The 23,921-nt window shown below is 63.8% G+C and carries 23 protein-coding genes and 1 pseudogene; 9 read left to right on the forward strand and 15 right to left on the reverse strand.

Annotated elements, in window-relative coordinates; translation table 11 throughout:
• The first annotated feature begins 2 nt into the window (after positions 1-2).
• Both flgA and flgH read left to right on the forward strand, forming a co-directional pair.
• Complete coding sequence (gene flgA / locus LRP30_RS26845) at positions 3-1,133, forward strand: flagellar basal body P-ring formation chaperone FlgA (protein WP_164940574.1); 1,131 nt, start codon at positions 3-5, stop codon at positions 1,131-1,133.
• A 3-nt stretch (positions 1,134-1,136) separates the two neighbouring features.
• Complete coding sequence (flgH, locus tag LRP30_RS26850; protein WP_128943253.1) at positions 1,137-1,901, forward strand: flagellar basal body L-ring protein FlgH; 765 nt, start codon at positions 1,137-1,139, stop codon at positions 1,899-1,901.
• 223 nt (positions 1,902-2,124) lie between these two features.
• Here flgH and LRP30_RS26855 read toward each other — a convergent pair whose 3' ends face one another.
• From LRP30_RS26855 to LRP30_RS26875, 6 genes are all read right to left on the reverse strand, one after another.
• A complete protein-coding gene (locus tag LRP30_RS26855) occupies positions 2,125-2,445 on the reverse strand; it encodes a helix-turn-helix transcriptional regulator (RefSeq protein ID WP_128957229.1) in 321 nt (106 codons plus the stop codon).
• The gene (locus LRP30_RS45265; RefSeq protein WP_346016177.1) at positions 2,442-2,654 is read right to left on the reverse strand and encodes a type II toxin-antitoxin system RelE/ParE family toxin; all 213 of its coding nucleotides are present in this window, start codon (positions 2,652-2,654) and stop codon (positions 2,442-2,444) included. Before LRP30_RS45265 ends, LRP30_RS26855 begins: the two co-directional genes overlap by 4 nt.
• 20 nt (positions 2,655-2,674) lie before the next feature.
• Positions 2,675-2,815, reverse strand: a complete 141-nt coding sequence (locus tag LRP30_RS45270; RefSeq protein WP_338025648.1) for a hypothetical protein — start codon at positions 2,813-2,815, stop codon at positions 2,675-2,677.
• Positions 2,816-3,755: 940 nt separating this feature from the next.
• The gene (locus LRP30_RS26865) at positions 3,756-4,535 is read right to left on the reverse strand and encodes a fumarylacetoacetate hydrolase family protein (protein WP_128957227.1); all 780 of its coding nucleotides are present in this window, start codon (positions 4,533-4,535) and stop codon (positions 3,756-3,758) included.
• A gap of 464 nt (positions 4,536-4,999) precedes the next feature.
• Positions 5,000-5,365 carry an RNA polymerase-binding protein DksA gene (dksA, locus tag LRP30_RS26870; RefSeq protein WP_128932817.1) on the reverse strand — a complete coding sequence of 122 codons (366 nt, stop codon included), beginning with the start codon at positions 5,363-5,365 and terminating at the stop codon, positions 5,000-5,002.
• 215 nt (positions 5,366-5,580) lie between these two features.
• Complete coding sequence (locus tag LRP30_RS26875; RefSeq protein ID WP_128957226.1) at positions 5,581-6,192, reverse strand: NAD(P)-dependent oxidoreductase; 612 nt, start codon at positions 6,190-6,192, stop codon at positions 5,581-5,583.
• A 151-nt stretch (positions 6,193-6,343) separates the two neighbouring features.
• On the opposite strand from LRP30_RS26875, the gene LRP30_RS26880 reads away from it, so the two are divergent.
• Entirely contained in the window at positions 6,344-6,715 is a 372-nt protein-coding gene (locus tag LRP30_RS26880) for a helix-turn-helix domain-containing protein (RefSeq protein WP_128957225.1), read from the forward strand.
• A 3-nt stretch (positions 6,716-6,718) separates the two neighbouring features.
• Here LRP30_RS26880 and LRP30_RS26885 read toward each other — a convergent pair whose 3' ends face one another.
• A complete protein-coding gene (locus tag LRP30_RS26885; protein ID WP_128932814.1) occupies positions 6,719-7,132 on the reverse strand; it encodes a flagellar assembly protein FliX in 414 nt (137 codons plus the stop codon).
• Positions 7,133-7,414: 282 nt separating this feature from the next.
• Here LRP30_RS26885 and LRP30_RS26890 point away from each other — a divergent pair, with 282 nt between their 5' ends.
• The 4 genes from LRP30_RS26890 (at position 7,415) to LRP30_RS26905 (ending at position 9,935) form a co-directional block, all read left to right on the forward strand.
• Complete coding sequence (locus tag LRP30_RS26890; protein WP_128932813.1) at positions 7,415-8,539, forward strand: flagellar basal body P-ring protein FlgI; 1,125 nt, start codon at positions 7,415-7,417, stop codon at positions 8,537-8,539.
• On the forward strand, positions 8,539-8,907 hold the full coding sequence (flgJ, locus tag LRP30_RS26895; RefSeq protein WP_164940572.1) for a flagellar assembly peptidoglycan hydrolase FlgJ: 369 nt from the start codon (positions 8,539-8,541) through the stop codon (positions 8,905-8,907). The genes LRP30_RS26890 and flgJ overlap by 1 nt, the downstream gene beginning before the upstream one ends.
• Positions 8,908-8,918: 11 nt before the next feature.
• Positions 8,919-9,416, forward strand: coding sequence for a hypothetical protein (locus tag LRP30_RS26900; protein ID WP_091898034.1), 498 nt, complete (start codon positions 8,919-8,921; stop codon positions 9,414-9,416).
• Positions 9,417-9,575: 159 nt separating this feature from the next.
• Positions 9,576-9,935 (forward strand): hypothetical protein, encoded by a 360-nt coding sequence (locus LRP30_RS26905; RefSeq protein ID WP_128957223.1) that lies wholly within the window; start codon positions 9,576-9,578, stop codon positions 9,933-9,935.
• A 59-nt stretch (positions 9,936-9,994) separates the two neighbouring features.
• Here the strand turns inward: LRP30_RS26905 and flaF are convergent, their stop codons facing one another.
• The 3 genes from flaF to LRP30_RS26920 all read right to left on the reverse strand — a co-directional run bounded on the left by flaF (position 9,995) and on the right by LRP30_RS26920 (position 15,380).
• On the reverse strand, positions 9,995-10,363 hold the full coding sequence (gene flaF, locus LRP30_RS26910; RefSeq protein ID WP_027560338.1) for a flagellar biosynthesis regulator FlaF: 369 nt from the start codon (positions 10,361-10,363) through the stop codon (positions 9,995-9,997).
• A 291-nt stretch (positions 10,364-10,654) separates the two neighbouring features.
• A complete protein-coding gene (locus LRP30_RS26915) occupies positions 10,655-12,895 on the reverse strand; it encodes a DUF1522 domain-containing protein (protein WP_128932810.1) in 2,241 nt (746 codons plus the stop codon).
• Between the two features lie 241 nt (positions 12,896-13,136).
• Positions 13,137-15,380, reverse strand: a complete 2,244-nt coding sequence (locus LRP30_RS26920) for a DUF1522 domain-containing protein (RefSeq protein ID WP_249756693.1) — start codon at positions 15,378-15,380, stop codon at positions 13,137-13,139.
• 147 nt (positions 15,381-15,527) lie between these two features.
• On the opposite strand from LRP30_RS26920, the gene LRP30_RS26925 reads away from it, so the two are divergent.
• A complete protein-coding gene (locus LRP30_RS26925; protein ID WP_164940658.1) occupies positions 15,528-15,680 on the forward strand; it encodes a hypothetical protein in 153 nt (50 codons plus the stop codon).
• 24 nt (positions 15,681-15,704) lie between these two features.
• On the opposite strand, the gene LRP30_RS26930 is transcribed toward LRP30_RS26925, so the two are convergent.
• Entirely contained in the window at positions 15,705-17,948 is a 2,244-nt protein-coding gene (locus tag LRP30_RS26930; RefSeq protein ID WP_249756694.1) for a DUF1522 domain-containing protein, read from the reverse strand.
• 324 nt (positions 17,949-18,272) lie between these two features.
• Between LRP30_RS26930 and flbT the strand changes: the two genes are divergently transcribed.
• Positions 18,273-18,698 (forward strand): flagellar biosynthesis repressor FlbT, encoded by a 426-nt coding sequence (gene flbT, locus LRP30_RS26935; RefSeq protein ID WP_128932807.1) that lies wholly within the window; start codon positions 18,273-18,275, stop codon positions 18,696-18,698.
• A gap of 71 nt (positions 18,699-18,769) precedes the next feature.
• Here the strand turns inward: flbT and LRP30_RS26940 are convergent, their stop codons facing one another.
• The 4 genes and pseudogenes from LRP30_RS26940 to LRP30_RS26955 form a co-directional block, all read right to left on the reverse strand.
• Entirely contained in the window at positions 18,770-20,266 is a 1,497-nt protein-coding gene (locus LRP30_RS26940; protein WP_249756695.1) for an aspartate aminotransferase family protein, read from the reverse strand.
• Positions 20,263-21,498: a hypothetical protein gene (locus tag LRP30_RS26945; protein ID WP_128932805.1), complete on the reverse strand. Its 1,236-nt coding sequence runs from the start codon at positions 21,496-21,498 to the stop codon at positions 20,263-20,265. Before LRP30_RS26945 ends, LRP30_RS26940 begins: the two co-directional genes overlap by 4 nt.
• A 1-nt stretch (position 21,499) precedes the next feature.
• Positions 21,500-23,145 (reverse strand): annotated as a pseudogene (locus LRP30_RS26950) (hypothetical protein).
• Entirely contained in the window at positions 23,135-23,920 is a 786-nt protein-coding gene (locus LRP30_RS26955; RefSeq protein ID WP_128957036.1) for a hypothetical protein, read from the reverse strand. Before LRP30_RS26955 ends, LRP30_RS26950 begins: the two are co-directional and overlap by 11 nt.
• Position 23,921 lies beyond the last annotated feature (1 nt).

Here is a 23,921-nt window from a genome sequence, read left to right on the forward strand (position 1 = left end):
CGATGATCCGGACCACCCTCGCCACGATCTCCGCTCTTCTCGCGCTGGCACTGCCGGCGGCGGCAGCCGACGATTTCATCGCAGCGCCGACGCTGCGCGCGAGCGTCAGCGTGACCTCGGACGTGGTGCGGGTCGGCGATCTCATCGACAACGCAGGATCGGCCGCGCTGATCCCGGTCTACCGCTCGCCCGATCTCGGCACCACCGGCACGCTGACGGTCGCGCAGGTATTGTCGGTGCTCCGCGCGAAACAGGTGATCGGCGTGATGACGGGCGATATCAAGGAGGTCCAGGTCACCCGCCTCGCCCGCACGCTCGTCAGCAAGGACCTCGAAGCCGCGGTCGCCTCCACGCTCGAGCGCCGCTTCGGACTTGGCGACGCCGCCAACATCACGGTCACGTTCGACCGCGGCATCTCCGACATGCGGCTCGACGCCTCCAACACAGGTGCGCTCCAGCCGGTCTCGACCCGCTATGACGCCCGCAGCGGCCGTTTCGACGTCGCCTTCGAGATCAACAACGACAACAATCCAACGCCGACCAAGCTCCGCTTCACCGGCACCGCGATCGAGACGGTAGAAGTGGCCGTGCTGACGCGCGACATCGACCGCACCGAGCTCCTGAAATCCTCCGATGTCTCGCTGGAGCGCCGGCCGAAGGCCGAGGTCACCGGCGAGCCCGCTTCGCGCGATCGTACCGTCGGCATGCAGCTGCGCCGGCCGATGCGCGCGGGCATGCCGATCCGCGTCGCCGACATCGTCAAGCCCGACTTCGTGGTGCGCGACCAGACCGTCACCATCATCTACCAGGTGCCCGGTCTCTATCTCACCACGCGCGGCAAGGCGATCGAGAGCGGTGCCGAGGGCGACACCGTCAGCGTGCTCAATCCGCAATCCAAGCGCACGCTGACCGGCGTCGTCACCGGCCGCGGCCAGGTCACGGTCCAGGGCGCAAGCCAGTCCGCACCGATGGCGCCCGCGGTCGAGCAGACCTCGTCGCTCAAGCGTGACGATGTGCCGGCGGCCGCAGCCCTGGCGCAGAGCCTGATCCAGGCGCCGGCGTCTCCCGCCCAGATCGCACAAGCCCAGATTCCGCAAGTTCGCGTCTCGCAAGCTCCAGCCAAGTCAGAGTAAGTCATGTCTCCGTTCAGTTCGGCTTCCCGTCTTCGTCGCATCGCGATCTCTGCCCTGCTGCTCGCAACCTGCGCGCTGGCGAGCGGCTGCTCCTCGATCGACCGCCTGTCGCAGATCGGCGAGCAACCAAAATTATCGGCGATTGACAATCCGACGACGCAGCCCGGCTACAAGCCGGTGCAGATGCCGATGCCAAAGCCGGAAGTCGCCTCCTACAATCCGAACTCGCTGTGGCGTAACGGCAGCCGCGCCTTCTTCAAGGACCAGCGCGCCCGCCAGGTCGGCGACCTCCTGACCGTGACCGTGAACATCACGGACAAGGCCAACCTCTCCAACGAGACCCAGCGTAGCCGCACCAGCAAGGAAGACTCAGGGATTACGGACTTCATCGGCAGCCAGACAGTCACGCAGCCGCTCAAGGTTCTCCCCGGACGTCTCCTCACTACTGACTCGACGTCCTCGGCCGACGGCAAGGGCTCGGTCAACCGCCAGGAAGCGTTGCAGACCAACGTCGCCGCGGTTGTGACGCAGGTGCTGCCGAACGGCAACCTCGTGGTCGAGGGCAAGCAGGAGATCCGTGTCAACTACGAGATCCGCGAGCTCGTGGTCGCCGGCATCGTCCGCCCCGAAGACATCCAGAGCGACAACACCATCGATTCAAGCAAGATCGCGCAGGCCCGCATCGCCTATGGCGGCCGCGGCCAGATCATGGACGTGCAACAGCCGCGCTACGGCCAGCAGGTCATGGACGTGCTGCTGCCCTTCTAAGCCTTCCTCAAGAGCTCCCACATCGTGTTCGCGAACCTAGGCGCGAACGACGATGTACGACGCGGCCCTCGCTAGCTCCCCTGGCGAGGGCCGCATGTATTTTGCGAAAGGCGGCTGCGAGCCCATGGCTTTACGGCCAGTTGGTGCACTCAAGCTCGGCCTCAGCCTCGGTCATTGCGAAGCAATCCAGACTGTCGCCGCGGAAAGACACTCAGTTGATTGCTCAAGCAGCGGCTTGCCGCGACGAGCCGCGCCGCGGCTTCTGACGCACGACCAAATCGACCTTGTAGTCCAGCCGATCCAGGCAGCGCACCAGACGTTCGATCGAGAACTTGCCGACACGCCCGGTGACAAGGCTGGAAACGTCGGGCTGCTTCAGACCCAACAAAGCTGCGGCCTTTGCCTGAGTGAATTTCCGACGCTTGAGGATATCGCGAATTTCACGAACGAGCTTGGCCTTGAGCAGTTCCTCCTCGGGATTGGCAAAGCCGAGATCAGCAAACACATTATCGCTGCCGACTGTGATGTTCTTGTCATCGCTCATTTGCGGTCTTCCTTGACGTAATTCTCATGGTAGTGAGCCTCGGCGAGCTTCAAACGCGCCCTGATGAGGTCGATGTGATGCTTAGGCGTTTCGCTTCCCCTCTTCGACTTCGTCTGAAAAGCATGAAGAACATAGATCCTGCCGGCAAAGCGAACCGTGTAGACCGCCCGGAAGGTGTCGCCGTCGAAGTCATCGACCACTTCAAGCACGCTCCTCCCACCAAATCCTTTCACGCCTTGACGCGCGGATGCTCCGAACCGTTCTGCGCATCGTCGATCGCAAATCCCATGACGCGGCGAACCTCGTCCGGAAATGCGCGCAGATCGTGCAGGGACGAGCCAATCCAAATTGTCGGCTTACGGCCGGTCATTTCCCGCTCCGTGACTTATAGCAGTTTTGCTATCAAAGCTCAAATCGCCCCTCCGCAATTTCGGATTTTTGAAAATTCCTGATTGACTCGCTCCGGTCGCCTCATTATGTTCTTGTTCTGTTCCACCCACAAGAGGGCGTATCGCGATCGTCACGGAACGCGGGATGGAATGCGGTGGCCGCGACGGCGTCGGCGCGCAATGTTGGTTGCAGGGCGGGAATTCCGTGAGCAGCCGGGTGGGCGATACGACACGACGCTGACAGCGTTTTCGCGCAGGTCTCGATGGTGAGCGCACGCCAGCCATCGAGGGTCCGGCGAGGATGCGCGCGGACGGAGAAGTCGTGTGGTCCTGACGCCCGGGGTCTGTGCGTCAAGCCGTGCGGTGATGCGAACTGCCCGACCGGGTGCGCGCATCAGCCATCCGCAAGGCGACGGGGGCAATAGTGCATGGCTCCCCGAGGAGAGCACGAAGGACACCGTTAAAACCATTCGCGCAGGGAAGGCCGGGATGTCCCCGGCGTCACCTGTGATCCACCCGTGCGCGTATCCTTCGCACACGGGATTGCGGGTGCCAGCCGGCGCCCGGCCTTCCCTGCGCCTTCTTCAGGAGGGCGAGACGATTGCAAGACTCGGGCGGAAGATGCCGCGAGGATGAGAAGGCGTGGTCTCAATGGAAAGAACGAAGTCGTGCTCCCATACTCCGTCATTGCGAGCGCAGTGAAGCAATCCAGACTGTCTCCGCGGAGAGACCCTGGATTGCTTCGTCGCAAGAGCTCCTCGCAATGACGAGCTTGGCCGACCGCGGTCTGCTCTCTCAACTGTCATCGCCCGCGAAGGCGGGCGATCCAGTATTCCGAGACATCAGTGATGAACCGAAAGGCCTTGGCCTACGGGATTTCCCGCCTTCGCGGGGAACGACTGCGGAGGGTGCCGCAACGCCTCACGTAAACTCCGCCTCCACCGTCCCCAGCCCGTCCAGCTCGATCCGCACTTTGTCGCCGGCTTTCAGCCAGAGCGTCTTCACCAGGCTGCCGGTGAGCACGAGTTGCCCCGCGTGCAGGCCCTTGCCTTCGGCGGCAAGGTGGTTGGCGAGCCAGGCGAGCGCGTTGTGGGGGTGACCGAGCACGTCGGCGCCGGTGCCTTGGCTCACCTCCTCGTCGTTGACGATGGCGCGGCCTTTCACCGCCATCAGATCCGGCACGGACGAGCGCGGAACCAGGGGTCCCAGCACGCAGCCGGCGGCGAAGAAATCGTCGGCGATCAGGGTCGGCGCGCCCATCGTCTCCCACTTCACGTAGCGATCGTCGACGATCTCGATCGCGGGATGGTAGGCCTCGACGGCCTCGCCGACCCATTCGGCGGTGAACGGCGCCTCGCCGGCGGCAAGGTCACGCTTCAGCCGGACCGCGATCTCGCACTCGACGCCGACACGGACATAGTTGGAGGCGGCGAGCTTCGCGCCACTCTCGTGGACGCCATTCTGGAACACGCCGCCGCCGCAGGGATGCGGGATGCCGATGTAGTCCTGCATCACCTGGCTGGTGCAACCGATCTTGTAGCCGACGAGCGGCCCGACATGGGGCAGCAGGAGATCGTGCAGGGCACGCTGGACTTGATAGCCCTCGGCTTCATCGGCCGGGGGACGCTTCAGCGCCGCGAGCGGCGCATGGTTGCGGCGCGCCAGCGCGATCGCCTTTGCGGCTTCGAGAATCCTGTCCATCGGCGCCGCCTCCCACGCTACGCATTCGATGGCGACACTTCAGCATCCCCGCTCCGGCCTGACAAGCGCGGGCGGCGGTCGGCTGACGGGCTGCTCCCCGCGTTTAAGGAAATATTGAATTGGTCTGGGCCTTATGGGGCGCGCGCCTTGCGGGCCCCCGCGACCGGCGCCCGAATCGTGATTACAGCGATCCTTGATGCTGCTGGATCAACGCCTCAACATCCGAGTCGATCTCGTTGATGCGACTCGCAAAACCTCCCGCACCTGAAGTGAAGGCTGTTTCTCATCCGACCTCACGTGAGCCCGGAGGAATCGAATCTAGAGCGTTGATCGCGATTCTCTTTTCGCGATTGCGCCCTCGCATTGAAGCGCGCGGCTTTCAAGCGACAGGCAAAACGCCAATCGCGACGCCCAAAGGCGCCTTGCGTCCAAAAACAAAGAGCCGCAACTCTGCGGCTCGGGCTCTATTCGTCGCGATAGACCTTCTCGCGCTTCTCGTGGCGCTCCTGCGCTTCCACCGAGAGCGTCGCGATGGGCCGGGCCTCGAGCCGCTTCAACGAGATCGGCTCGCCGGTTTCCTCGCAATAACCATAGGTGTTGTCCTCGATACGCTGAAGCGCGGCGTCGATCTTGGAGATCAACTTGCGCTGGCGGTCGCGGGCGCGGAGTTCGATGGCACGGTCGGTTTCGGACGAAGCCCGATCGGCAAGATCGGGGTGGTTCACGTTCTCCTCCTGCAGGGCTTGCAGGGTGAGCTTGGACTCTTTGAGGATCTCATCCTTCCAGGCGAGGAGCTTCAATCGGAAGTACTCCTTCTGCCGGTCGTTCATGAAAGGCTCTTTGTCGGTCGGTCGGTAGTTTTTCAACTTTTCCAAGGGTGGCCTATCTGTCTAAGCAACGACTCGCAAACGGAACGGGGTCCGTTGAGCGGGGCCTTATATAGCGGCCTCCTATGACAGACAATATTTCCCTGATCGCTCGGGGGCCACCCCCAAGTCCTTGCACAAGAACGTTTATCCGCAAAGACCCGGGGGCGGCTGCCGGCTCAGTAACCGACCGTGAAACGCTGCCTCAGATGGGCCGGCCGCTCGATCTCGTCGGCGAGCGCAATGGCGTAGTCGGCGAAGGTGATCCAGCTCTTGCCGTTCGCATCTGCGAGAAGTTGGTCGGTCCCGAGCCGGAACCTGCCCGTCCGCTCGCCCTCGACGAACAGCGCCGACGGCGAGATGAAGGTCCAGTTCAGGTCCTTTTCCTGCCGCAACAGGTCCAGAAAGGCGGAACCCTTCTCGGCCTCGGCCTTGTACTGGGCGGGAAATCCGGGAGTCGTGACTAGCTTCACGCCCGGAGCGACCTCTAGGCTGCCAGCGCCACCGACGACGATGTAACGGCCCACCTTCGAGTCTTTCGCCGCGCCGATCAGCTTGAGCGGATCGCTGCTCAGGAAGTGCACGGAACTCACGGCGACGTCGTGTCCGGCCCACAGCTTCGCGAGGCCGGCCTGATCGAGCACCTCGCCCTTGGTGGGCGTGACGTTCGGCAGGGCCGCGATCTTTTCCGGATTGCGGGCAATAGCAGTAACCGTATGGCCACGAAGGGACAGTTCCTTGGTGATTTCCGACCCGGCCCGGCCCGAGGCGCCGGCGACTGCGATTTTCATGGAAGGCTCCTTTGCTGTTATAGTAACTAGTGGTTACTAGATATCGCAAAGAATGCTGGTGTTAAGAGAGCACTTTGTGCTTACCTGATAACGCTGGAGTAACCGGCATGCCTATTCGCAAACGGTCAGAATGGAATCCGAGGACCCGACGATGAAACCCGACGTTTATGCAGCGAACTGTCCGACGCGCCAGATCCTCGATCGCATCGGCGACAAATGGGCGGTGCTGATCCTCTTGCTGCTGCGCGAGGAGCCGATGCGCTTCAATCAATTGCGCCGCACGATCGAGGGCATTTCACAGAAGATGCTGAGTCAGGTTCTCAAATCGCTCGAACGCGACGGCCTGCTCCGGCGCCGTGCCATCGCGACCGTGCCTGTCACGGTGGAATATTCGATCACGCAGCTCGGGCTGACGCTGGCGGCGGCGGTCGATCCCCTGCGCGATTGGGCCGAGCAGAATTTGAAGGACGTGCTCGCCGCCCAGCGCCGCTACGATTCACAGCAGAAGGAGGAAGCGGCGTAAGGGCTACGCCTGCCCGGCCTTGGCGAGCTCGACTTCGACGCGCAGCTCGATCTCGGAAAGCACAGCATCGAGACCGGAATCTCCCGACGACGATTTGAGGTTCGCTGCGGCATCGCGCAGCCGCATCACGGTCGACGCGTCGAGATTGCCGGACAGGAGCCCCATCTTGAGATCGTCGAGCACGTCGAGTGCGGTCCTACCGCGGGCGACCGAGCGCTTGCGGCGCTCGACCGGATCCTCGTCGACGCCTTGCAGTGCAAGCAGCGCATCGATGTTGGCGGCAGCTTTCGGCGCCGCAGCACTCCGCGTCTCCTGCGCCGACGAGGTGTCGGGCAGGACGAAGGTGCCGGATCCCGTCCGCCTGGCCTGGCTGGCCGGCGCTCCAAGCGTGGTGCCGTTCGGTCCGTAGATGCGCATCGCAGCAATCCGGGTGATCGATGCCTCACCTTCGCCGTTTTATGGTTAACGGCGCGTAAACGGCTCGGCAAAATCTGCCGACAGGCGGCAGTTTCGCTCCTCAGGGCGAACGTCGGCTGACACCGATCGAAACAGATTTATTCAACCTATTCAGCCACCTACCCTCGCTGCCCCGGGTTGGCACAGCGCTCGCAAGGAAAGCGCCGGACCAGCTCGTCATGGGAGTGTCGCAGCCGGTCCTTCGATTTGAGGAGCCTTTTTAGGAGCCTTGGGGAGCAGAGGATGTCAGGCGTTCGGTGGGTGAGGATTGTTGGGGTGGCCTGTGCCGCGCTGTCAGCGCTGGCGCTCTCGGTCACGCCTGCAAGCGCGACATCGCGAATCAAGGACCTCGCCAACATCGAGGGCGTGCGGCAGAACCAGCTCATCGGCTACGGCCTCGTCGTCGGCCTCAACGGCACCGGCGACACGCTCAACAACATCCCGTTCACCAAGCAGTCGCTGCAAGCGATGCTCGAGCGCATGGGCGTCAACATCCGCGGCGCCACCATCCGCACCGGCAACGTCGCCGCCGTGATGGTGACGGGCAACCTGCCGGCGTTCGCCACACAGGGCACGCGCATGGACGTCACCGTCTCAGCGCTCGGCGATGCCAAGAACCTGCAGGGCGGGACCTTGCTCGTGACACCCCTGTTAGGTGCCGACGGCAACGTCTATGCGGTCGCACAAGGCTCGCTCGCGATCTCCGGCTTCCAGGCCGAGGGCGAAGCGGCGAAAATCGTGCGCGGCGTGCCGACCGTGGGGCGCATTGCCAACGGCGCCATCATCGAGCGCGAAATCGAGTTCGCACTCAATCGCCTGCCAAACGTGCGTCTGGCCCTGCGCAATGCCGACTTCACCACCGCCAAGCGCATTGCGGCCGCCGTCAACGACTATCTCGGCGTCAAGACCGCCGAGCCGATCGACCCCTCGACGGTGCAGCTGTCGATCCCGCCGGAGTTCAAGGGCAACGTCGTCGCCTTTCTCACCGAGATCGAGCAGCTCCAGGTCGATCCCGATCTCGCCGCCAAGATCATCATCGACGAGCGGAGCGGCATCATCGTGATGGGCCGTGACGTCCGCGTCGCCACCGTCGCGGTCGCGCAAGGCAACCTCACCGTCACGATCTCCGAGAGCCCGCAGGTGAGCCAGCCCAACCCGTTGTCGCGGGGACGGACCGTGGTCGCGCCACGCAGCGCCGTCACTGTCACCGAGGACGGCAAGAAGCTGGCCGTGGTTAAGGACGGCGTGTCGCTCCAGCAGCTCGTCGACGGCCTCAACGGTCTCGGCATTGGTCCCCGCGACATGATCAGCATCCTCCAGGCGATCAAGGCCGCCGGTGCGATCGAAGCCGACATCGAGGTGATGTGATGCAGACCAGTACGATCAACACCCCGCGCGTCGCCACCTCTTCGGCCTTCTCGGTCGAGAGCCGCAACGGCCGGCCGGACTTCGAGCTCGCGAGCGCCCTGCAAAAGGTCTCGCCGCAACAGCAGGCCAAGGCGCAGAAGACCGCCACCGATTTCGAGGCGATGTTCCTCAACAGCATGTTCTCGCAGATGACCTCCGGCCTGAAGGGCGAAGGCCCGTTCGGCGACACGCCTGGCACCGGGGTGTGGCGCTCGATGCTGACGGAGCAATATTCCAAGAACTTCGCCAAGGCCGGCGGCGTCGGCATCGCCAACGAAGTCTACCGCACCTTGATCATGCAGCAGGCGAAAACGATCCGCACGGCATAAGGTTAAACGAGATGAACCATTTCAACGCCTCACGTCAGCCGATGCAAGCGCAGCGTCCGAATATTGCGCCCGGCAGCGCCGAGGCCCGCAAGCTCGCGGAGAACCTGATGGATGCGATGAGCGCCCTGCTCGGACTGATCGAGCGCGAGACCGAGCTCGTGCGCGCCGGCAAGGTCCACGAGGCGATGACGCTCGAGGGCAAGAAGCAGGAGCTGTCGCGAAACTATGTCGGCGCCGTCAGCCAGCTGAAGGCGAACCAGGTCCAGCTCGCGAAATCCGCGCCCGAGCTGCTCTCGACGCTGCATCGCCACCACGATGCGTTCCGCGCGATGCTTCAGGTCAACCTCACCGTGCTCGCCACCGCACACGCCGTGTCCGAGAGCGTCGTGCGCGGCGTCAATGCCGAGATCCAGAAGCGCAACGTGCCGAACACCTATACCGCGGCCGGTCGTCGCGCGGCTCCCGGCCCGCGCCACATCACACCGCTCGCGGTCAGCCGCTCGCTCTGAGCGCCCGCAATAACAAGAGACAATTTTATAAAAAACCGCGCGGCGATGTCGTCGCGCGGTTAGGCATGTTCCCTAACCGGAGCTTCAGGCTTGGTGTTCCATGCTTGCGCGATTAGAGGGGTTGGGATTTGACTCAAGCAAGGCAACCAGGAGGCTGCCATGAGTACAGATTTCAGCATCCGGCCGGTGGGGATCCCGGCCCCCGTGCAGATCGTAACGACGTCGAACGCGGCGGCGAACGAGGCTGTGCAAACTGATTTGCCGGTGAGCCAGACGGTCGCCGCGAGCGATACGGGCGCGCCCGTGCGCAATGATTTGCCGCACCACGAGAATGTCTCGCGTCAGGTCGTGTTCGACCAGGCGGCCGCATCCTTCGTCTTCCAGGTCGTCAACGAGAGGACCGACGCGGTGGTCAATCAGTTTCCCGACGAAGCGATGCTGCGCCGGCGGGCCTATTTCCATGCGCTTGATCTGAAGTCCGAACACTCGCGTCCGCTCAGCACCGACCGCAGCGCCTGACGCTCAGGCGTCGAGCTTGGCCTGTGAGAACGACGGTCGAGAGCTCATGATGTTCGCGATCACGGTCGGCCGGACAAACCGGCAGCGATATTCCTGTTGATCTCGATAAGCGGACGGAAGTGATCGAATTGCGGGCTCATCTGCAATGCTGCGGTCTGGCTCAGCACGAACACGCTGATGTTGGCGATCTTCTGCCGGACGTCGAGCGGCTGCGGATTGGTGTCACGCATGGCCTCGCTCAAGAAGATCGTCCAGAGCTTGCGGTTGAACATCAGGGCCTGCATGGTCTGCTCGCTGAGTGGATCGGCGCTGTTGACGGCATCCTGCAACTTGTTCGCGGCCTTGAGCAGAGTCTGCGCCTCGATGTCGCGAGGAGATGCGGTGGTCGTTGCAACGCGCGCATAAGCTGAGGCAGCAGAATTCGACATCAATCACACCTTGGAGGTTTACCTAGCCCGTTGAACGCGCTTAAGGATTTCTTTCCCAACCCTAGGCAGCACCGCTTAAGATTTGCTTACGTGTGTGCTTGGAAGCCCTCCGGTTTATTACGGGGCGCAGAGTCGCTCTCCATCGCGAAGCTAGATGTGCACACGCGCGCTGTAAACACGTCTCGCATGATGCGCATCGATCTCAGCTAATCCTGTCTTAGCGATCTCCATAAAAACGGCGGAGCATCAGCTCCGCCGCGATATTCCCGTTCATTGTCCTGCGCTGCGAGATTAGCGGAGCAGCTGGAGCACGCTCTGCTGCGACTGGTTGGCCAGCGACAGCGCAGAGACCGCGATCGACTGGCGGGTCGACAGCGCCTGGCTGTTGGCTGCTTCCTCGTTGGTGTCGGCCAGCGTCAGGTTGGACGAGCCGGTCTGCAGCACGTTGATCAGGTTCTTCGAGAAGTCCTGGCGCACCTGCACGATCGAAAGGTTCGAGCCGAGCGCGGAACCTTCCGAGCGCAGCGTGCTCGAGGCCGCATTCAGGCTCGCCAGCACCTTGTTGGTCGCACCGTTGTCGATGAAGTCGACGCCGTTGACGAGGTTGCTGAGGCCGAGGCCGGCCGCGTTGAACACCACGCCGTTGATGCTGAGCGTCGAGCTGCCGGTCTCGTTGAAGACGAGCTTGAGCGTGTCGCCGTTTAGCAGGTTGACGCCGTTGAACGAAGCGTCCTGCGAGGTGGTGTCGATCTGCGCCAGGATGTTGTTGAACTGGTTGACCAGATTGGAGCGCGCCGTCTGCGCCACGGGATCCTGGATCGGCGGCTGCGCGGTCGTGAAGGCAACCGTGCCGGTGATCGTGCCGCCGACGGCGCCGCCGGCGGTCACCGAGCCGAGCGTCGAAGAGGCGTATTCGTTGACGGTGGTGATCGTGAGCACGCCGTTGGCGTCGATCGTCGCCGTCAGGTGGTTGGCCTGAAGCTGGTTATTGAGCTGGTCGAGCGTCTTGACCGTGCCGTTGGTGCCGTCGCCGAAGGTGACGTTCACGGGCGTGCCGCCGTTGAAGGAGGTGAAGGTCAGCGTCTTGCCGGAAATGCTGCCCGGACCCGGCGAGCGGCCCGCGGTAAAGGCGGTGCCCGTGCCGGTCGGACCGGTCAGCCCGAACGCGGACAACGCGTTGCCCGTTCCGGTGATCGACAGATCTGCGGTGGTGCCGGTGCTGAGCTTGAGAGCGCCGTTGACGACCGAGGACAGCGACGATCCGCTCGCCGCGACCACAGCGCCGGCGCTGACGATGCCGGCGCCCGATGCCAGGTCGACCGCGTTCAGCGAATCCTGGACGGTTGCGCCCTGGAGATAGACAATGGAGTTGCCATTGTTGTCGGTCACGATGTTGCCGATCTTGGTCGACCCCGTCGGCGCGGCGGCAGGGACGGCCGCGTTCTTGAACGTGACTGTCTTGCCGTCGACGTTGAGCGTGGAGCCGTCCTGAACAAGCGTGCCCAGCGTGGCTGAGGTGGTCAGACGCGCCTTGGTCACATTGACATTGCCGGAGCCGGTCGCGGTCGTCAGGCCCAGCGCCTTGAGGAAGTCGGCCTTGCCGGTGATGCTGAGATCGGCGCCGGTGCCGGTGGTGAGCGTGAGTTGGCCGCCGGCGATGGAAGCGTTGGTGCCCGAGGAGTTCGACAGGGTTGCGGTGCCGCCCGCGATCGCAGCCTTCTGCACGCCACTTGCGAGATCGATCGCATCCATCACATCCTGGACAGTTGCAGCCGGCAAAGCGTTTGTTCCGAGGTAAACCGTGGAGTTGCCATTACCGTCGGTGACGACGTTGTTGTTCTTGCCGGAGCCGGCGGGAACGTTGGCGACCGCAGGTGCAGCCCCGGCCCTGAAGGTAATGGTCTTGCCGTCGACGATGAGGACGTCGCCGTCCGATGGAGCACCGTTCGTCGCGATGGTAGTGGCGCTCGGTGTACCTAGCAGAGTCAGACCCGTAGCCAGGCTGGCAGCGGTGCCGGCACCGTCGGGAGCGGCGTTACCGGTCAGGGATTGCGAAATGCCACCGAGCGTGGTGCCAGTGGTGATCGGAGTCGTACCGCCGGCCGTGCCGTTGGTGACGACGTTGCCGGTCGCCGTCGCATAAGTGTAGCTCGTGGTGCCGCGCAGATCCGCGGGCGTCGCGCCGGGGATCGTGGTCGAGATGTTCGACTTTGTCGAGTAGCCGACCGTGGTCTGGAGCGCCTGGTTGGCGATCGACTTGGCACTGTCGATCAGCTTCTGCAGCGAGGTGATGCCGGTGTTGGCCGCCTGAAGCACCTGCACACCGTTGTTGATCCCATCGAGCAGGTTGCTGATGTCGCTCGCCCGATTGTCCAGCCCCTGCGCGGTGAAGAAGTTGGTGGGGTTGTCCAGCGCCGTGTTGACCTTCTTGCCGGTCGACAGTCGAGACTGGGTGGTGGCGAGCAGGTCGGCCGTTGATTGCAGCGACAACAGGTTCTGGCGAACTGACGCCGAGAGAACGATGTTGGACATTGGCGGTCTTCCTTTTGAACCGGATACGAATCGGGCTCGCCGATCTGGAAAGCGGGCTTTTGTCGAGTTTTAGGGGCTGTCCTTTAAAGTATGGTTAACGGCGACTTAAGGGATAGGGTTAATGCAGGGTTAGCGCCCTCACCGGCTCGGAACACGGGCTCCATCGAGCTTTTGCACGAACGAAAAAAGCGGCGGGGCCGAAGCCCGCCGCCGGTTTTAGTTCCGTGATTTCAGACGCTTATTAGCGGAGCAGCTGGAGCACGCTCTGCTGCGACTGGTTGGCCAGCGATAGCGCTGAGACCGCGATCGACTGGCGGGTCGACAGCGCCTGGCTGTTGGCCGCTTCCTCGTTGGTGTCGGCCAGCGTCAGGTTGGACGAGCCGGTCTGGAGCACATTGATCAGGTTCTTGTTGAAGTCCTGACGCACCTGCACGACGGAGAGGTTCGAACCGAGCGTCGAGGCTTCCGAACGCAGCGTGCTCGAGGCTGCGTTCAGCTTGGCCAGCACCCTGTTGGTCGCGGCGTTGTCGATGAAATCGACACCCTGCACCAGGCCAGCCAAACCCAGACCCTTCGAGTTGAAGGTCACGCCGGTGATGTTCAAGCTCGATTTGCCGGTCTCGTCGAACACCAGCTTGAGCTGATCGCCGTTCAAAAGGTTCACGCCGTTGAAGGAGGAGTCCACCGACGTCGTGTCGATCTGCGACATGATGTTGTTGTACTGGGCAACCAGGTTCGAGCGGGTGGCCTGGGCAACTGCGTCGACGGTCGGCGTCGTCGCGTTCGTCCAGGTCAGTGAGGTCGTGATCGTGCCGCCGATGGTGCCACCAGCGACGGCAGATCCGATCGTCGAGGACGCATAGTCGTTGGTGGCCGAGACCGTGAGCAGGCCGTTGGCGTCGATCGTGGCCGTCAGGTTGTTGGCCTGAAGCTGCGTGTTGAGCTGATCGAGCGTCTTGACCGTGCCGCCGGTGCCATCGCCGAAGGTGACGTTGACCGCCGTGCCGCCGTTGAAGGAGGTGAAGGTCAAGGTCTTGCCCGAGACGCCGCCGGCCGACGCGGCGCGGCTCGCCGTGAAGGCGGTGCCGGTGCCGGTCGAGCCAGTCAGGCCGAGTGCGGACAATGCGTTGCCCGAACCTGTGATCGATAGATCCACGTTCGCACCGGTCGAGAGGTTGAGCGCGCCGGCCACGATCGACGAGTTCTTGGCGCCTGCGGTCGTCTGCAGGGCACCGGAAGCACCCGCCGTCTTGACGGTCTGCACACCGGTCGCGAGATCGATGGCATTCAGAACGTCGTTGACGTTGCCGGCCTGAAGGTAAACGGTCGAGTTGCCGTTTCCATCCGTGACCAGATTGCCGACCTGGGTGGAGCCCGTTGCGACTGTCGTGGGCGTCTTCGCGTTCGAGAACGTGATCGTCTTGCCGTCCACGTTCAGCGTCGATCCGTCCTGAATCAGGGTTCCGAGCGTGGTCGAAGCGGTCGAGCGCGCCTGGGTGACGGTGACTTGGCCGCTGCCCGCCGCGCCCGTCAGGCCGAGGGCCTTCAGAAGGTCGGACCTGCCGGAAATGCTGAGGTCAGCGCCGGTACCCGTGTTCAGGGTGACCTTGCCGGCAGCAATGCTGTTAGCAGTTGCGCCGCCGCTCAGGGTCGCAGCGCCACTGGCGATCGAGACCGTCTGAGCTCCGCTGGCAATGTCGATGGCATTCAGCAGGTCCTGCGCAGTACCCGTCGCAGCCGTAGCGCCAAGATAGACGGTTGAGTTACCGTTACCGTCCGTGAGGACATTGCCGATGGTACCGGATCCCGACGGGATATTCGCCCCGGTCGGAACGTCCGCGGCCTTGAAAGTGATCGTGTGTCCATCCACGGTCAGCGTTTCGCCATCGGTGGGAGCGCCGTTGGCGGCGATGGTCGTCGCACCGGCGGTACCGGCCAGCTTCAAGGCGCCGCTGAAGGCGGTCGTACCGTCGCCGGCAACTGCAGCCGAGCCGGTCAGGGCAGCCGAGACACCGCCGAGCGTCGTCGTTCCGGTCGCAACCGTCGCGCCGCCGGCAGCGCCGGAGAACAGCACGTTGGAGAGCGCGGTCGTGCTGGTGTAAGTCGTGGTGCCGCGCAGGTCGGAGGCCGTCGCGCCAGCAATCGTGGTCGAGACGTTCGACTTGGTCGAATAACCGACCGTGGTCTGCAGCGCCTGATTGGCGATCGACTTCGCGGAGTCGAGCAGCTTCTGGAGCGAGGTGATGCCGGTGTTGGCGGCCTGCAGCACCTGCACGCCGTTGGCGATGCCATCGAGCAGGTTGTTGATGTCGCTGGCACGATTGTCGAGCGACTGGGCGGTGAAGAAGTTGGTGGGGTTATCCAGCGCCGAGTTCACCTTCTTGCCGGTCGACAGACGCGACTGCGTGGTGGCGAGGAGGTCGGCGGTGGACTGGAGAGAGAGCAGGTTCTGGCGAACCGACGCAGAGAGAACAATACCGGACATAACTCTTACCCTTCTGGTTTACGCGTCTTCGTTCGATCGCTTCGGATCGAGTGACGGGCACAGCTTGCGCGGACATGGCTAACAAAGGATGAAATCTGCTCACGAGCCGTAAGCGCCGATTCACCATAAGGCAGCGGAAGCGAGTCGATGCCGGTGACGATCGACCTGAAACTCTTCACGTTTTTTCGGCGTTTGCTCCCTGTTAACCATAACCAACAGCTACTTTTTCAGAGCCGCCAGACCACCTCTCGATCGGCTGCGCAAAAAGAAAGCGGCGGGGCCGAAGCCCCGCCGCCATGACTTGATTGCGATTTCAGACGCTTATTAGCGGAGCAGCTGGAGCACGCTCTGCTGCGACTGGTTGGCCAGCGATAGCGCTGAGACCGCGATCGACTGGCGGGTGGACAGCGCCTGGCTGTTGGCCGCTTCCTCGTTGGTGTCGGCCAGCGTCAGGTTGGACGAGCCGGTCTGGAGCACGTTGATCAGGTTCTTGTTGAAGTCCTGACGCACCTGCACGACGGAGAGGTTCGAACCGAGCGTCGAGGCTTCCGAGCGCAACGTGCTCGAGGCCGTGTTCAGCTTGGTCAGCACCTTGTTGGTCGCGGCGTTGTCGATGAAGTCGGTGCCCTGCACCAGACCAGCCAGACCCAGACCCTTCGAGTTGAAGGTCACGCCGGTGATGCTCAGGTTGGACTTGCCGGTCTCGTCGAACACAAGCTTGAGCTGATCGCCGTTGAGCAGGTTGACACCGTTGAACGACGCGTCCAGCGAGGTCGTGTCGATCTGCGTCATGATGTTGTTGTACTGTGACACCAGGTTGGTGCGGGTCGCCTGGGCAACAGCATCAGCAACCGGCGCGGTCGCGTTCGACCAGGTCAGGGTCGAAGTGATCGTGCCGCCGATGGTGCCGCCAGCGGCGGCAGATCCGATCGTCGAGGACGCATAGTCGTTGGTGGCCGAGACCGTGAGCAGGCCGTTGGCGTCGATCGTGGCCGTCAGGTTGTTGGCCTGAAGCTGCGTGTTGAGCTGATCGAGCGTCTTGACCGTGCCGCCAGTGCCATCGCCGAAGGTGACGTTGACCGCCGCGCCGCCGTTGAAAGAGGAGAAGGTCAAGGTCTTGCCCGAGATGCCACCCGACGCCGCGGAACGGCTCGCCGTGAAGGCGGTGCCGGTGCCGGTCGAGCCCGTCAGGCCGAGCGCCGACAGCGCATTCTTGGTGCCAGTGATCGATAGATCCACGTTCGCACCGGTCGAGAGGTTGAGCGCGCCGGCCACGATCGACGAGTTCTTGGCGCCTGCGGTCGTCTGCAGGGCACCGGAAGCACCCGCCGTCTTGACGGTCTGCACACCGGTCGCGAGATCGATGGCATTCAGAACGTCGTTGACGTTGCCGGCCTGAAGGTAAACGGTCGAGTTGCCGTTTCCATCCGTGACCAGATTGCCGACCTGGGTGGAGCCCGTTGCGACTGTCGTGGGCGTCTTCGCGTTCGAGAACGTGATCGTCTTGCCGTCCACGTTCAGCGTCGATCCGTCCTGAATCAGGGTTCCGAGCGTGGTCGAAGCGGTCGAGCGCGCCTGGGTGACGGTGACTTGGCCGCTGCCCGCCGCGCCCGTCAGGCCGAGGGCCTTCAGAAGGTCGGACCTGCCGGAAATGCTGAGGTCAGCGCCGGTACCCGTGTTCAGGGTGACCTTGCCGGCAGCAATGCTGTTAGCAGTTGCGCCGCCGCTCAGGGTCGCAGCGCCACTGGCGATCGAGACCGTCTGAGCTCCGCTGGCAATGTCGATGGCATTCAGCAGGTCCTGCGCAGTACCCGTCGCAGCCGTAGCGCCAAGATAGACGGTTGAGTTACCGTTACCGTCCGTGAGGACATTGCCGATGGTACCGGATCCCGACGGGATATTCGCCCCGGTCGGAACGTCCGCGGCCTTGAAAGTGATCGTGTGTCCATCCACGGTCAGCGTTTCGCCATCGGTGGGAGCGCCGTTGGCGGCGATGGTCGTCGCACCGGCGGTACCGGCCAGCTTCAAGGCGCCGCTGAAGGCGGTCGTACCGTCGCCGGCAACTGCAGCCGAGCCGGTCAGGGCAGCCGAGACACCGCCGAGCGTCGTCGTTCCGGTCGCAACCGTCGCGCCGCCGGCAGCGCCGGAGAACAGCACGTTGGAGAGCGCGGTCGTGCTGGTGTAAGTCGTGGTGCCGCGCAGGTCGGAGGCCGTCGCGCCAGCAATCGTGGTCGAGACGTTCGACTTGGTCGAATAACCGACCGTGGTCTGCAGCGCCTGATTGGCGATCGACTTCGCGGAGTCGAGCAGCTTCTGGAGCGAGGTGATGCCGGTGTTGGCGGCCTGCAGCACCTGCACGCCGTTGGCGATGCCATCGAGCAGGTTGTTGATGTCGCTGGCACGATTGTCGAGCGACTGGGCGGTGAAGAAGTTGGTGGGGTTATCCAGCGCCGAGTTCACCTTCTTGCCGGTCGACAGACGCGACTGCGTGGTGGCGAGGAGGTCGGCGGTGGACTGGAGGGAGAGCAGGTTCTGGCGAACCGAGGAGGAGAGAACGATACCGGACATACTGTTACCTTTCTGGTAGCTACGCGTCCTGCTTGACCGAGATTGATCAAACGACCGGCGGACCGTGCGTCCAAGCCTCTAACAATCCGTGAAATGAAATCTCCGGTTTGTTCGCGTCGCGCCCCAAATCGGCCTATCGAGAGCTTCCCCGCCGCGGTCTCGACAGCACTCAATCACCTGAAAATGCTAAGTTTTTTACCGCAATTTCCGGCGTTTACGACCCGTTAACCACATTCGGCAAGGATCAGCTCCAAATCAGAGCCGACTGCCGTCATCGCGTGGGCGCGCAGGAGTTCGTTACAAAACAATTGATGGAGAACAGGCATGGCTCTCAAGGTCGAGCTTAAACCGCACGAACGGATCATCGTCGGCAACTCCGTGATCACCAACACGGACCAGCGCGCACGTCTTCTGATCGACGGCGAGAACGTGCCGATCCTGCGCGAGCGCGACATCCTCACGCCGGAGACCGCCGACACCCCCGCCAAGCTCGTCTATCTGGCGGTTCAGCTGATGTACATTTCGCCGGATCCGCAGACCCAGCACGGCACTTACTTCAATCTCGTGCGTGACATCGTCACCGCGGTGCCGAGCTCCTGGCCGATCATCGAAGGCATCAACAACAACATCATGAGCGGCGACCTCTATCGGGCCCTCAAGGAGGCCCGCAAGCTGATCGCCTATGAAGACAAGCTGCGCGATCAGTACAAAGCCACCCATCCGAACGGCGACGTCAGTTCGGCCGCCTGATCGAGCCGCATCCTGCCTGAACGACAATGGCCCGGATCAGCTCCGGGTTCGTTTTCATCGGCGTTTCGTGGTCACTGCGCCGCGAGCGGCGGCGCCTCGACCTCGATCAGGCCGCCGCTGCGCTGCGCGCCGAACTTGAGCACGGCCGCAACCAGCGCATCGATGTCTGTTTCCTCGGTGCGATGATTGACGATCGCCGCGCGGATCGCGAACTTGCCGTCCAGCGTCGTGCTCGACGGTGCCGCGATGCCGGACTCCTGGATGTCGGCGACAACCTCGCGGTTGACCGCGTCGCCTGCGCGATACCGGAAGCAGACGATGTTGAGGTTCACCGGCGCCAGCAATTCCAGCCGCGGCTCGGCCAGAATGCGCGCCTCCAGATATTTTGCCAGCGCGCAGCTTCGCGCGATCACCGCGCCGAGGCGATCGGTCCCGAACGTCTTCAGCGTGAACCAGGTCTTCAGCGCGCGGAAGCCGCGCGACAGATCAGGGCCGAGATCGCAGGGCCAGACCGTGCCGGCCGCAAGCCCCCTCGCCTCGCGACTGAGATAGGCCGCCGGCTGCGCAAAGGCCTGCCGATGCTGCTCGCCGTCGCGCACCAGCAGGAAGCCGGCATCGTACGGCACCTGTCCCCATTTGTGGAAATCGAGCGCAATGGAATCGGCGAGCTCGATGCCGCCGAGCAGTGGCGCGAGCTCAGGCGAGAGAATTGCGAGCGCACCGAAGGCACCGTCGACGTGAAACCAGATCCCTTCCTCGCGGCACAGCTCCGCGATTGTTCTGAGATCGTCGATCGCGCCGACATCGACCGTACCCGCAGACGCGACCACCAGGAACGGCTTGAAGCCGACCTCGCGGTCAACAGCGATCTGCGCGCGCAGCGCGGCAACATCGATGCGATGATCGGCATCGACACCGATCTTGCGTAGCGCATCCGTGCCGAGCCCGGCAATGTCCATCGCCCGCGAGATGCAGCCATGTGCAGCGTGCGACGTATAGGCCGTAAACAGTGCGCCGTCATTGCCGATACCGTGCTGGCGCGCCAGCGTGCCGAGTGCGTTCGTACGTGCCACCAGCACCGCCATCAGATTGGCCATCGACGTGCCCGTGACGAAGATGCCGCTCGCGTCTTCCGGAAAGGCGAACAGGCGGCGCATCCACGCGACGATCTGGCGCTCAACCTCGATCGGCATGTGGTCGCGTCCGCCGAGATTGGCATTGAGGCCGGCTGCCAGCATCTCCGCGAGCATGCCGACCGCGGTGCCGCCGCCATGGACCCAGCCCATGAAGCCCGGGTGGACGTTGCCGGTCGCATAGGGCGCGACATGCGCGGCAAATTCACGATAGACATCGGCAAGGTCGCTCGCCTCGCGCGGCACGTCGGCTTTGAATGCCGCGCGGACCTCGTCGGGGATCGGCTGCCAGATGGGGCGCGCACGAACATTGGCGATGCCATCGATCGCCTCGTCTAACATGCGACGGGCCAGCGCGCGAAATTCGCTCCAGTCCTGCGGATCGAGCGAGGTGTGGGTGACGGAGCTTTGGGTGTTGCGGATGATCTCGTTCATGTTGCGCTTCCCTTGCCCGCTCGCGCATGCCGCGACAGCATCGCCGTGAACGCCGCAAATATCTTGCGCATCTGGGGCGGCTTGTACGGAAACACGACCGGCGAATCCATGTTGTGCACGACGGCGGTGTTGTCGGCTTCGAACACCAGGAGCTCGCCGTTCTGGTTCTCGGCGCAGTCGACGATGAAATAGTCGAGGCCGACGCGCCTGCTCATCTCCTCGAGCGCGCTCTTGTGGCGCGCGGCAAAGGCGTGGTCGAAGTCGAGCATGAAGACGGCCTCCTCGGCCCGCTTCTCCTCGCTGAACGCCATGTAGGCGTTGAGATACCAGATGTCCCAGCGATCGGCGATCGCCATGTGGCAGGCGTAAGGCTTGCCGTCGACCATAGCGAGGCGATATTTGCGGTAGAGCCCGTCGGGGCTAACATAGTCGACGAAGCGCGCGACGAAGAAGTCCTGCTCTTTCCGTTCGGCGAGATAGGCCGCGAGCGCCGCCGCATCAATGAGCTTCGCGAGCCCGACACCGGCATGTGAGCCGCGCGGCCGCGCGATCATCGGAAAGTGCAATTCGTCCGCGATGGCCTCGCAGGCGATTCGCCCCTGCGCAAGATCCGACAATTGCTCGCGTGTGGCGTGGACGGTCGCGGGAATGTCTAGGCCGGGCACACCCGTCAGCAGCCGATACAACTTGTCGCGATCGAGGTTGCCGATGAGATCGGGGCGATTGAGCAGCGGCCGCGGCCACTCGGGTGCGGCCTTCTCGATCAGCGCGAGCGCGTCCCGGCATTCCTCGGAATCGGATGCAATCACGATGGCGACGTCGTGCTCGGGCAAGTTCTCGGGCAGACCGACGCCCTTGACCACGTAGAGCGTCAACAGTTCGATGTCGGAACCTTCGAGCAGGAAATCGATCGGCGTGTTGCCGCCCATGTCGATGTCGGCTGCAAGCGCGAGCACGCGCAAGCCCGGTTTCGGAGCCGCGCTGGGCGTACGAAACAACTGATGGAAGGTCAGCACCTCCGATTGGATCGCAAGCCCCGCCGCCTTGTCGCCAAGGAGCTGGACGATCAGCGACAGATCCAGGCCTTCGCCGGCCTGCGCCGTCCCCTCCGTGATCCGGACGACGAGCTGGTCGCGCAACGGCTGCAAATCGACACCTTCGAAGGCCCGGCGCGTCAACTGCGCAAAGCCGATACGGTCGGCAAATTTCGGCACGGAAACCGGCTGCTGCATCTCACACCTCGAACGCGGACTTTGCCGGCATGGGCGCCGCCGCGCCACGATCAAGCAACAGTTCGATCTTCATCAGGACGACGGCGACGCGATCGAGCACGTGCTGCAAATTGCGTTGCGCCTGCGCCATGTCCGGGGACCAGATCTCGGTCACGAGCCGTGCGCCGACGCAGAGGCGCAATACGGCCAGCAGGGCCTCGTCCTGGCGCTCCAGCCGGACCGGCTGGCCGATCAGGCAGCGCTGCGCGGCGACCTGCCGGTCCGCCGTGCTGCCGCCGATCTCTTCGTTCATGTCACGCGTCAGCGCCTGTTGAACGGCGCCGGTCTCCGCGATCGAGATCGGCTTGCCGTCGCGCAGCAGCAGAAACGGAAAGATCGTAGTTTGCGCGAACTCCTCGTCGTCGACACCGACCTTTTCGATTCCGGTTGGAACGGGGCGAAGAGACGGCGACAGCGCGATCATGCTGTCGATGCCGGCCGCGAGTTCGGCCAGCGCCCTGGCGCGAAATGCACCTGGCACTGCATAGTAGCTGCCGATCTCGGCCAGCGCCCCCTCCCTGCGCAACCATTGGCCAAAATTCGGCCGGCGCTCGAAGCGCGAACGCAGGATCGTCCAGGCCATCGGCCAGTCGCAACGGCCGACATCGAAAAAGCCAGGCGCGATCGCCTCGCCCCGGTCGAGCGATCGCGAAAAGCCTTTCGGGACGAGCAGCGCGCCGCTGAAGGCCGGTCCGCCGAAGAATTTCGAGCCGGTCATCAGCACCATATAGCCGCGATCGAGATAGGAGCGCAGCCGGCGGCGGCCGAGCCGGGCCTGACAGGCATCGACGACGATCTGAACCTTGCGCGGCCAGCGCCGCGCGATCTCGTCGAGGCAGGCCGCGCTCGGTGCGCGCCAGCCGAGTTTCGAGGCATCCATGATCTGAAGCAGCACCGGCGCGCCCTGCGCAATCGTGGCCTCGATCGCGCGCAGCACCGCAGCATCCGCATCCGTGCGCATCGCGATCCCGGGTCCCGCCTCGCGCAGTGGCAGCGCGATGCTGGCGTCGGCCAGCCCGCAACCGTGCCGTCCTTGCGGACCGCCAAGCCGCTCGCCGTCATGGAGCTGAAATGGTGTCCACGCGCGGTATGGATCGTCCCGCTGCCGGTCTGATCGGCGCCGACCACGATCGTCACCGGCGGCGCGCCGAGCACCGCGCGCGCCACGAACAGGGCGTGGAGCTGGGAATCCGTGCCGGACGGCGAGAACACCACATCGACCCGCGGCGAGAGCTGGAAATGGCCGCGCAACTCCTCGCGCATGCCTTCACAGCGCGCATCGAAGGCGATCTCGACCTCGTCGAACAGGCACTTGTGCATCAGCTCTTCGCGCGCGAGCGCGGCGCGATCATAGGCCGCTCGCGAGATCGTCGATGCGGTCGAGGAGGCGAAATTCCAGATCTCCGGCTCCAGCGAGGCCGCGCAGCCATAGGCGTTGACGCGATCGCTAGCGTCGAGCGCCAGCCGCGGATCTCCGCCGGAGACGAGCAGCGTGTCCAGCGGCGTGAAGAGATCGCGCAGGCGGTAACGCGAGCCGCGCTCGGATGCGCGTTCCGGTGCTGACAGACGGGATGCGCCGGCGCTCATCCCGAGAGGCTCACGCCGCATCGGCCGCCGCCGCTGCAGGCGCGGGCGCGAATTGCGAGGCGATGTCGCCGTGGAACACCGACGGTCCGACGTGGTCGAGCGAGCTCTGGATGTCGGCCCAGATCTCGCCGCCGATGTCGGTCCAGCGCTTGCAGAAGGCGAAGTCCTCGGAAAGATACGTGCCGGTCGCCGGATCGATCATGCATTCGAACAGCGCGAACCGGTTCGGGCTCGCCGCCAGCGTATCGTGCGAATGCTCGCGGAAGAATTGCAGAGCTGCATAATCCGGGTGGCGGCACATCGCTTCCAGCACGTGGCGCCGGATCATCAGGAAGCCGGTGCCGGCATAGCGCACGCGGGTGAAGCCGTTGACGACCACGATGCGGTCGGGATCCTCGATTTCCAGCACGTAGTCGAGCGAGGCCGCCGGCACATCGGTGCGGCCGGCTTCGACGGCGCGCTTCGCCTTGTCCCAATTGACCCGCTTGATCGGGTAGCAGCCGGCGACGACGTCGGCGCCGCATTCGATCAGCCGGAACACCTGCTCCGGCTTGAAGCCGATGTCGGCATCGATGAACAGGAAATGCGTCGCCTTGGGATCGTCCAGGAACATCGCGACCAGATTGGCCCGCGCGCGCGTGATCAGCGCGTCGCCGTCGCGCAAGTGCACCTTGAGCTCGAGATTCGACATGCCGTGCACGGCGCGCTGCAGCGCAAAGATCGAGCTCGCATAGATGCTCGACACCTGCCCGCCGAAGCATGGCGTTGCCACCACCAATTGCATCTTGTCCGACATC

The organism is Bradyrhizobium sp. C-145, from assembly GCF_023375135.1.
GTDB lineage: Bacteria > Pseudomonadota > Alphaproteobacteria > Rhizobiales > Xanthobacteraceae > Bradyrhizobium > Bradyrhizobium zhanjiangense.

What these genes read in the sequence shown, in the direction of transcription:
- flgA (WP_164940574.1), top strand. Translation starts at nt 3, where the DNA reads ATGATCCGGACCACCCTCGCCACGATCTCCGCTCTTCTCGCGCTGGCA.
- flgH (WP_128943253.1), top strand. Translation starts at nt 1,137, where the DNA reads ATGTCTCCGTTCAGTTCGGCTTCCCGTCTTCGTCGCATCGCGATCTCT.
- LRP30_RS26855 (WP_128957229.1), bottom strand. Translation starts at nt 2,445, where the DNA reads ATGAGCGATGACAAGAACATCACAGTCGGCAGCGATAATGTGTTTGCT.
- LRP30_RS45270 (WP_338025648.1), bottom strand. Translation starts at nt 2,815, where the DNA reads ATGACCGGCCGTAAGCCGACAATTTGGATTGGCTCGTCCCTGCACGAT.
- LRP30_RS26865 (WP_128957227.1), bottom strand. Translation starts at nt 4,535, where the DNA reads ATGGACAGGATTCTCGAAGCCGCAAAGGCGATCGCGCTGGCGCGCCGC.
- dksA (WP_128932817.1), bottom strand. Translation starts at nt 5,365, where the DNA reads ATGAACGACCGGCAGAAGGAGTACTTCCGATTGAAGCTCCTCGCCTGG.
- LRP30_RS26875 (WP_128957226.1), bottom strand. Translation starts at nt 6,192, where the DNA reads ATGAAAATCGCAGTCGCCGGCGCCTCGGGCCGGGCCGGGTCGGAAATC.
- LRP30_RS26880 (WP_128957225.1), top strand. Translation starts at nt 6,344, where the DNA reads ATGAAACCCGACGTTTATGCAGCGAACTGTCCGACGCGCCAGATCCTC.
- LRP30_RS26885 (WP_128932814.1), bottom strand. Translation starts at nt 7,132, where the DNA reads ATGCGCATCTACGGACCGAACGGCACCACGCTTGGAGCGCCGGCCAGC.
- LRP30_RS26890 (WP_128932813.1), top strand. Translation starts at nt 7,415, where the DNA reads ATGTCAGGCGTTCGGTGGGTGAGGATTGTTGGGGTGGCCTGTGCCGCG.
- flgJ (WP_164940572.1), top strand. Translation starts at nt 8,539, where the DNA reads ATGCAGACCAGTACGATCAACACCCCGCGCGTCGCCACCTCTTCGGCC.
- LRP30_RS26900 (WP_091898034.1), top strand. Translation starts at nt 8,919, where the DNA reads ATGAACCATTTCAACGCCTCACGTCAGCCGATGCAAGCGCAGCGTCCG.
- LRP30_RS26905 (WP_128957223.1), top strand. Translation starts at nt 9,576, where the DNA reads ATGAGTACAGATTTCAGCATCCGGCCGGTGGGGATCCCGGCCCCCGTG.
- flaF (WP_027560338.1), bottom strand. Translation starts at nt 10,363, where the DNA reads ATGTCGAATTCTGCTGCCTCAGCTTATGCGCGCGTTGCAACGACCACC.
- LRP30_RS26915 (WP_128932810.1), bottom strand. Translation starts at nt 12,895, where the DNA reads ATGTCCAACATCGTTCTCTCGGCGTCAGTTCGCCAGAACCTGTTGTCG.
- LRP30_RS26920 (WP_249756693.1), bottom strand. Translation starts at nt 15,380, where the DNA reads ATGTCCGGTATTGTTCTCTCTGCGTCGGTTCGCCAGAACCTGCTCTCT.
- LRP30_RS26925 (WP_164940658.1), top strand. Translation starts at nt 15,528, where the DNA reads ATGCCGGTGACGATCGACCTGAAACTCTTCACGTTTTTTCGGCGTTTG.
- LRP30_RS26930 (WP_249756694.1), bottom strand. Translation starts at nt 17,948, where the DNA reads ATGTCCGGTATCGTTCTCTCCTCCTCGGTTCGCCAGAACCTGCTCTCC.
- flbT (WP_128932807.1), top strand. Translation starts at nt 18,273, where the DNA reads ATGGCTCTCAAGGTCGAGCTTAAACCGCACGAACGGATCATCGTCGGC.
- LRP30_RS26940 (WP_249756695.1), bottom strand. Translation starts at nt 20,266, where the DNA reads ATGAACGAGATCATCCGCAACACCCAAAGCTCCGTCACCCACACCTCG.
- LRP30_RS26945 (WP_128932805.1), bottom strand. Translation starts at nt 21,498, where the DNA reads ATGCAGCAGCCGGTTTCCGTGCCGAAATTTGCCGACCGTATCGGCTTT.
- LRP30_RS26955 (WP_128957036.1), bottom strand. Translation starts at nt 23,920, where the DNA reads ATGTCGGACAAGATGCAATTGGTGGTGGCAACGCCATGCTTCGGCGGG.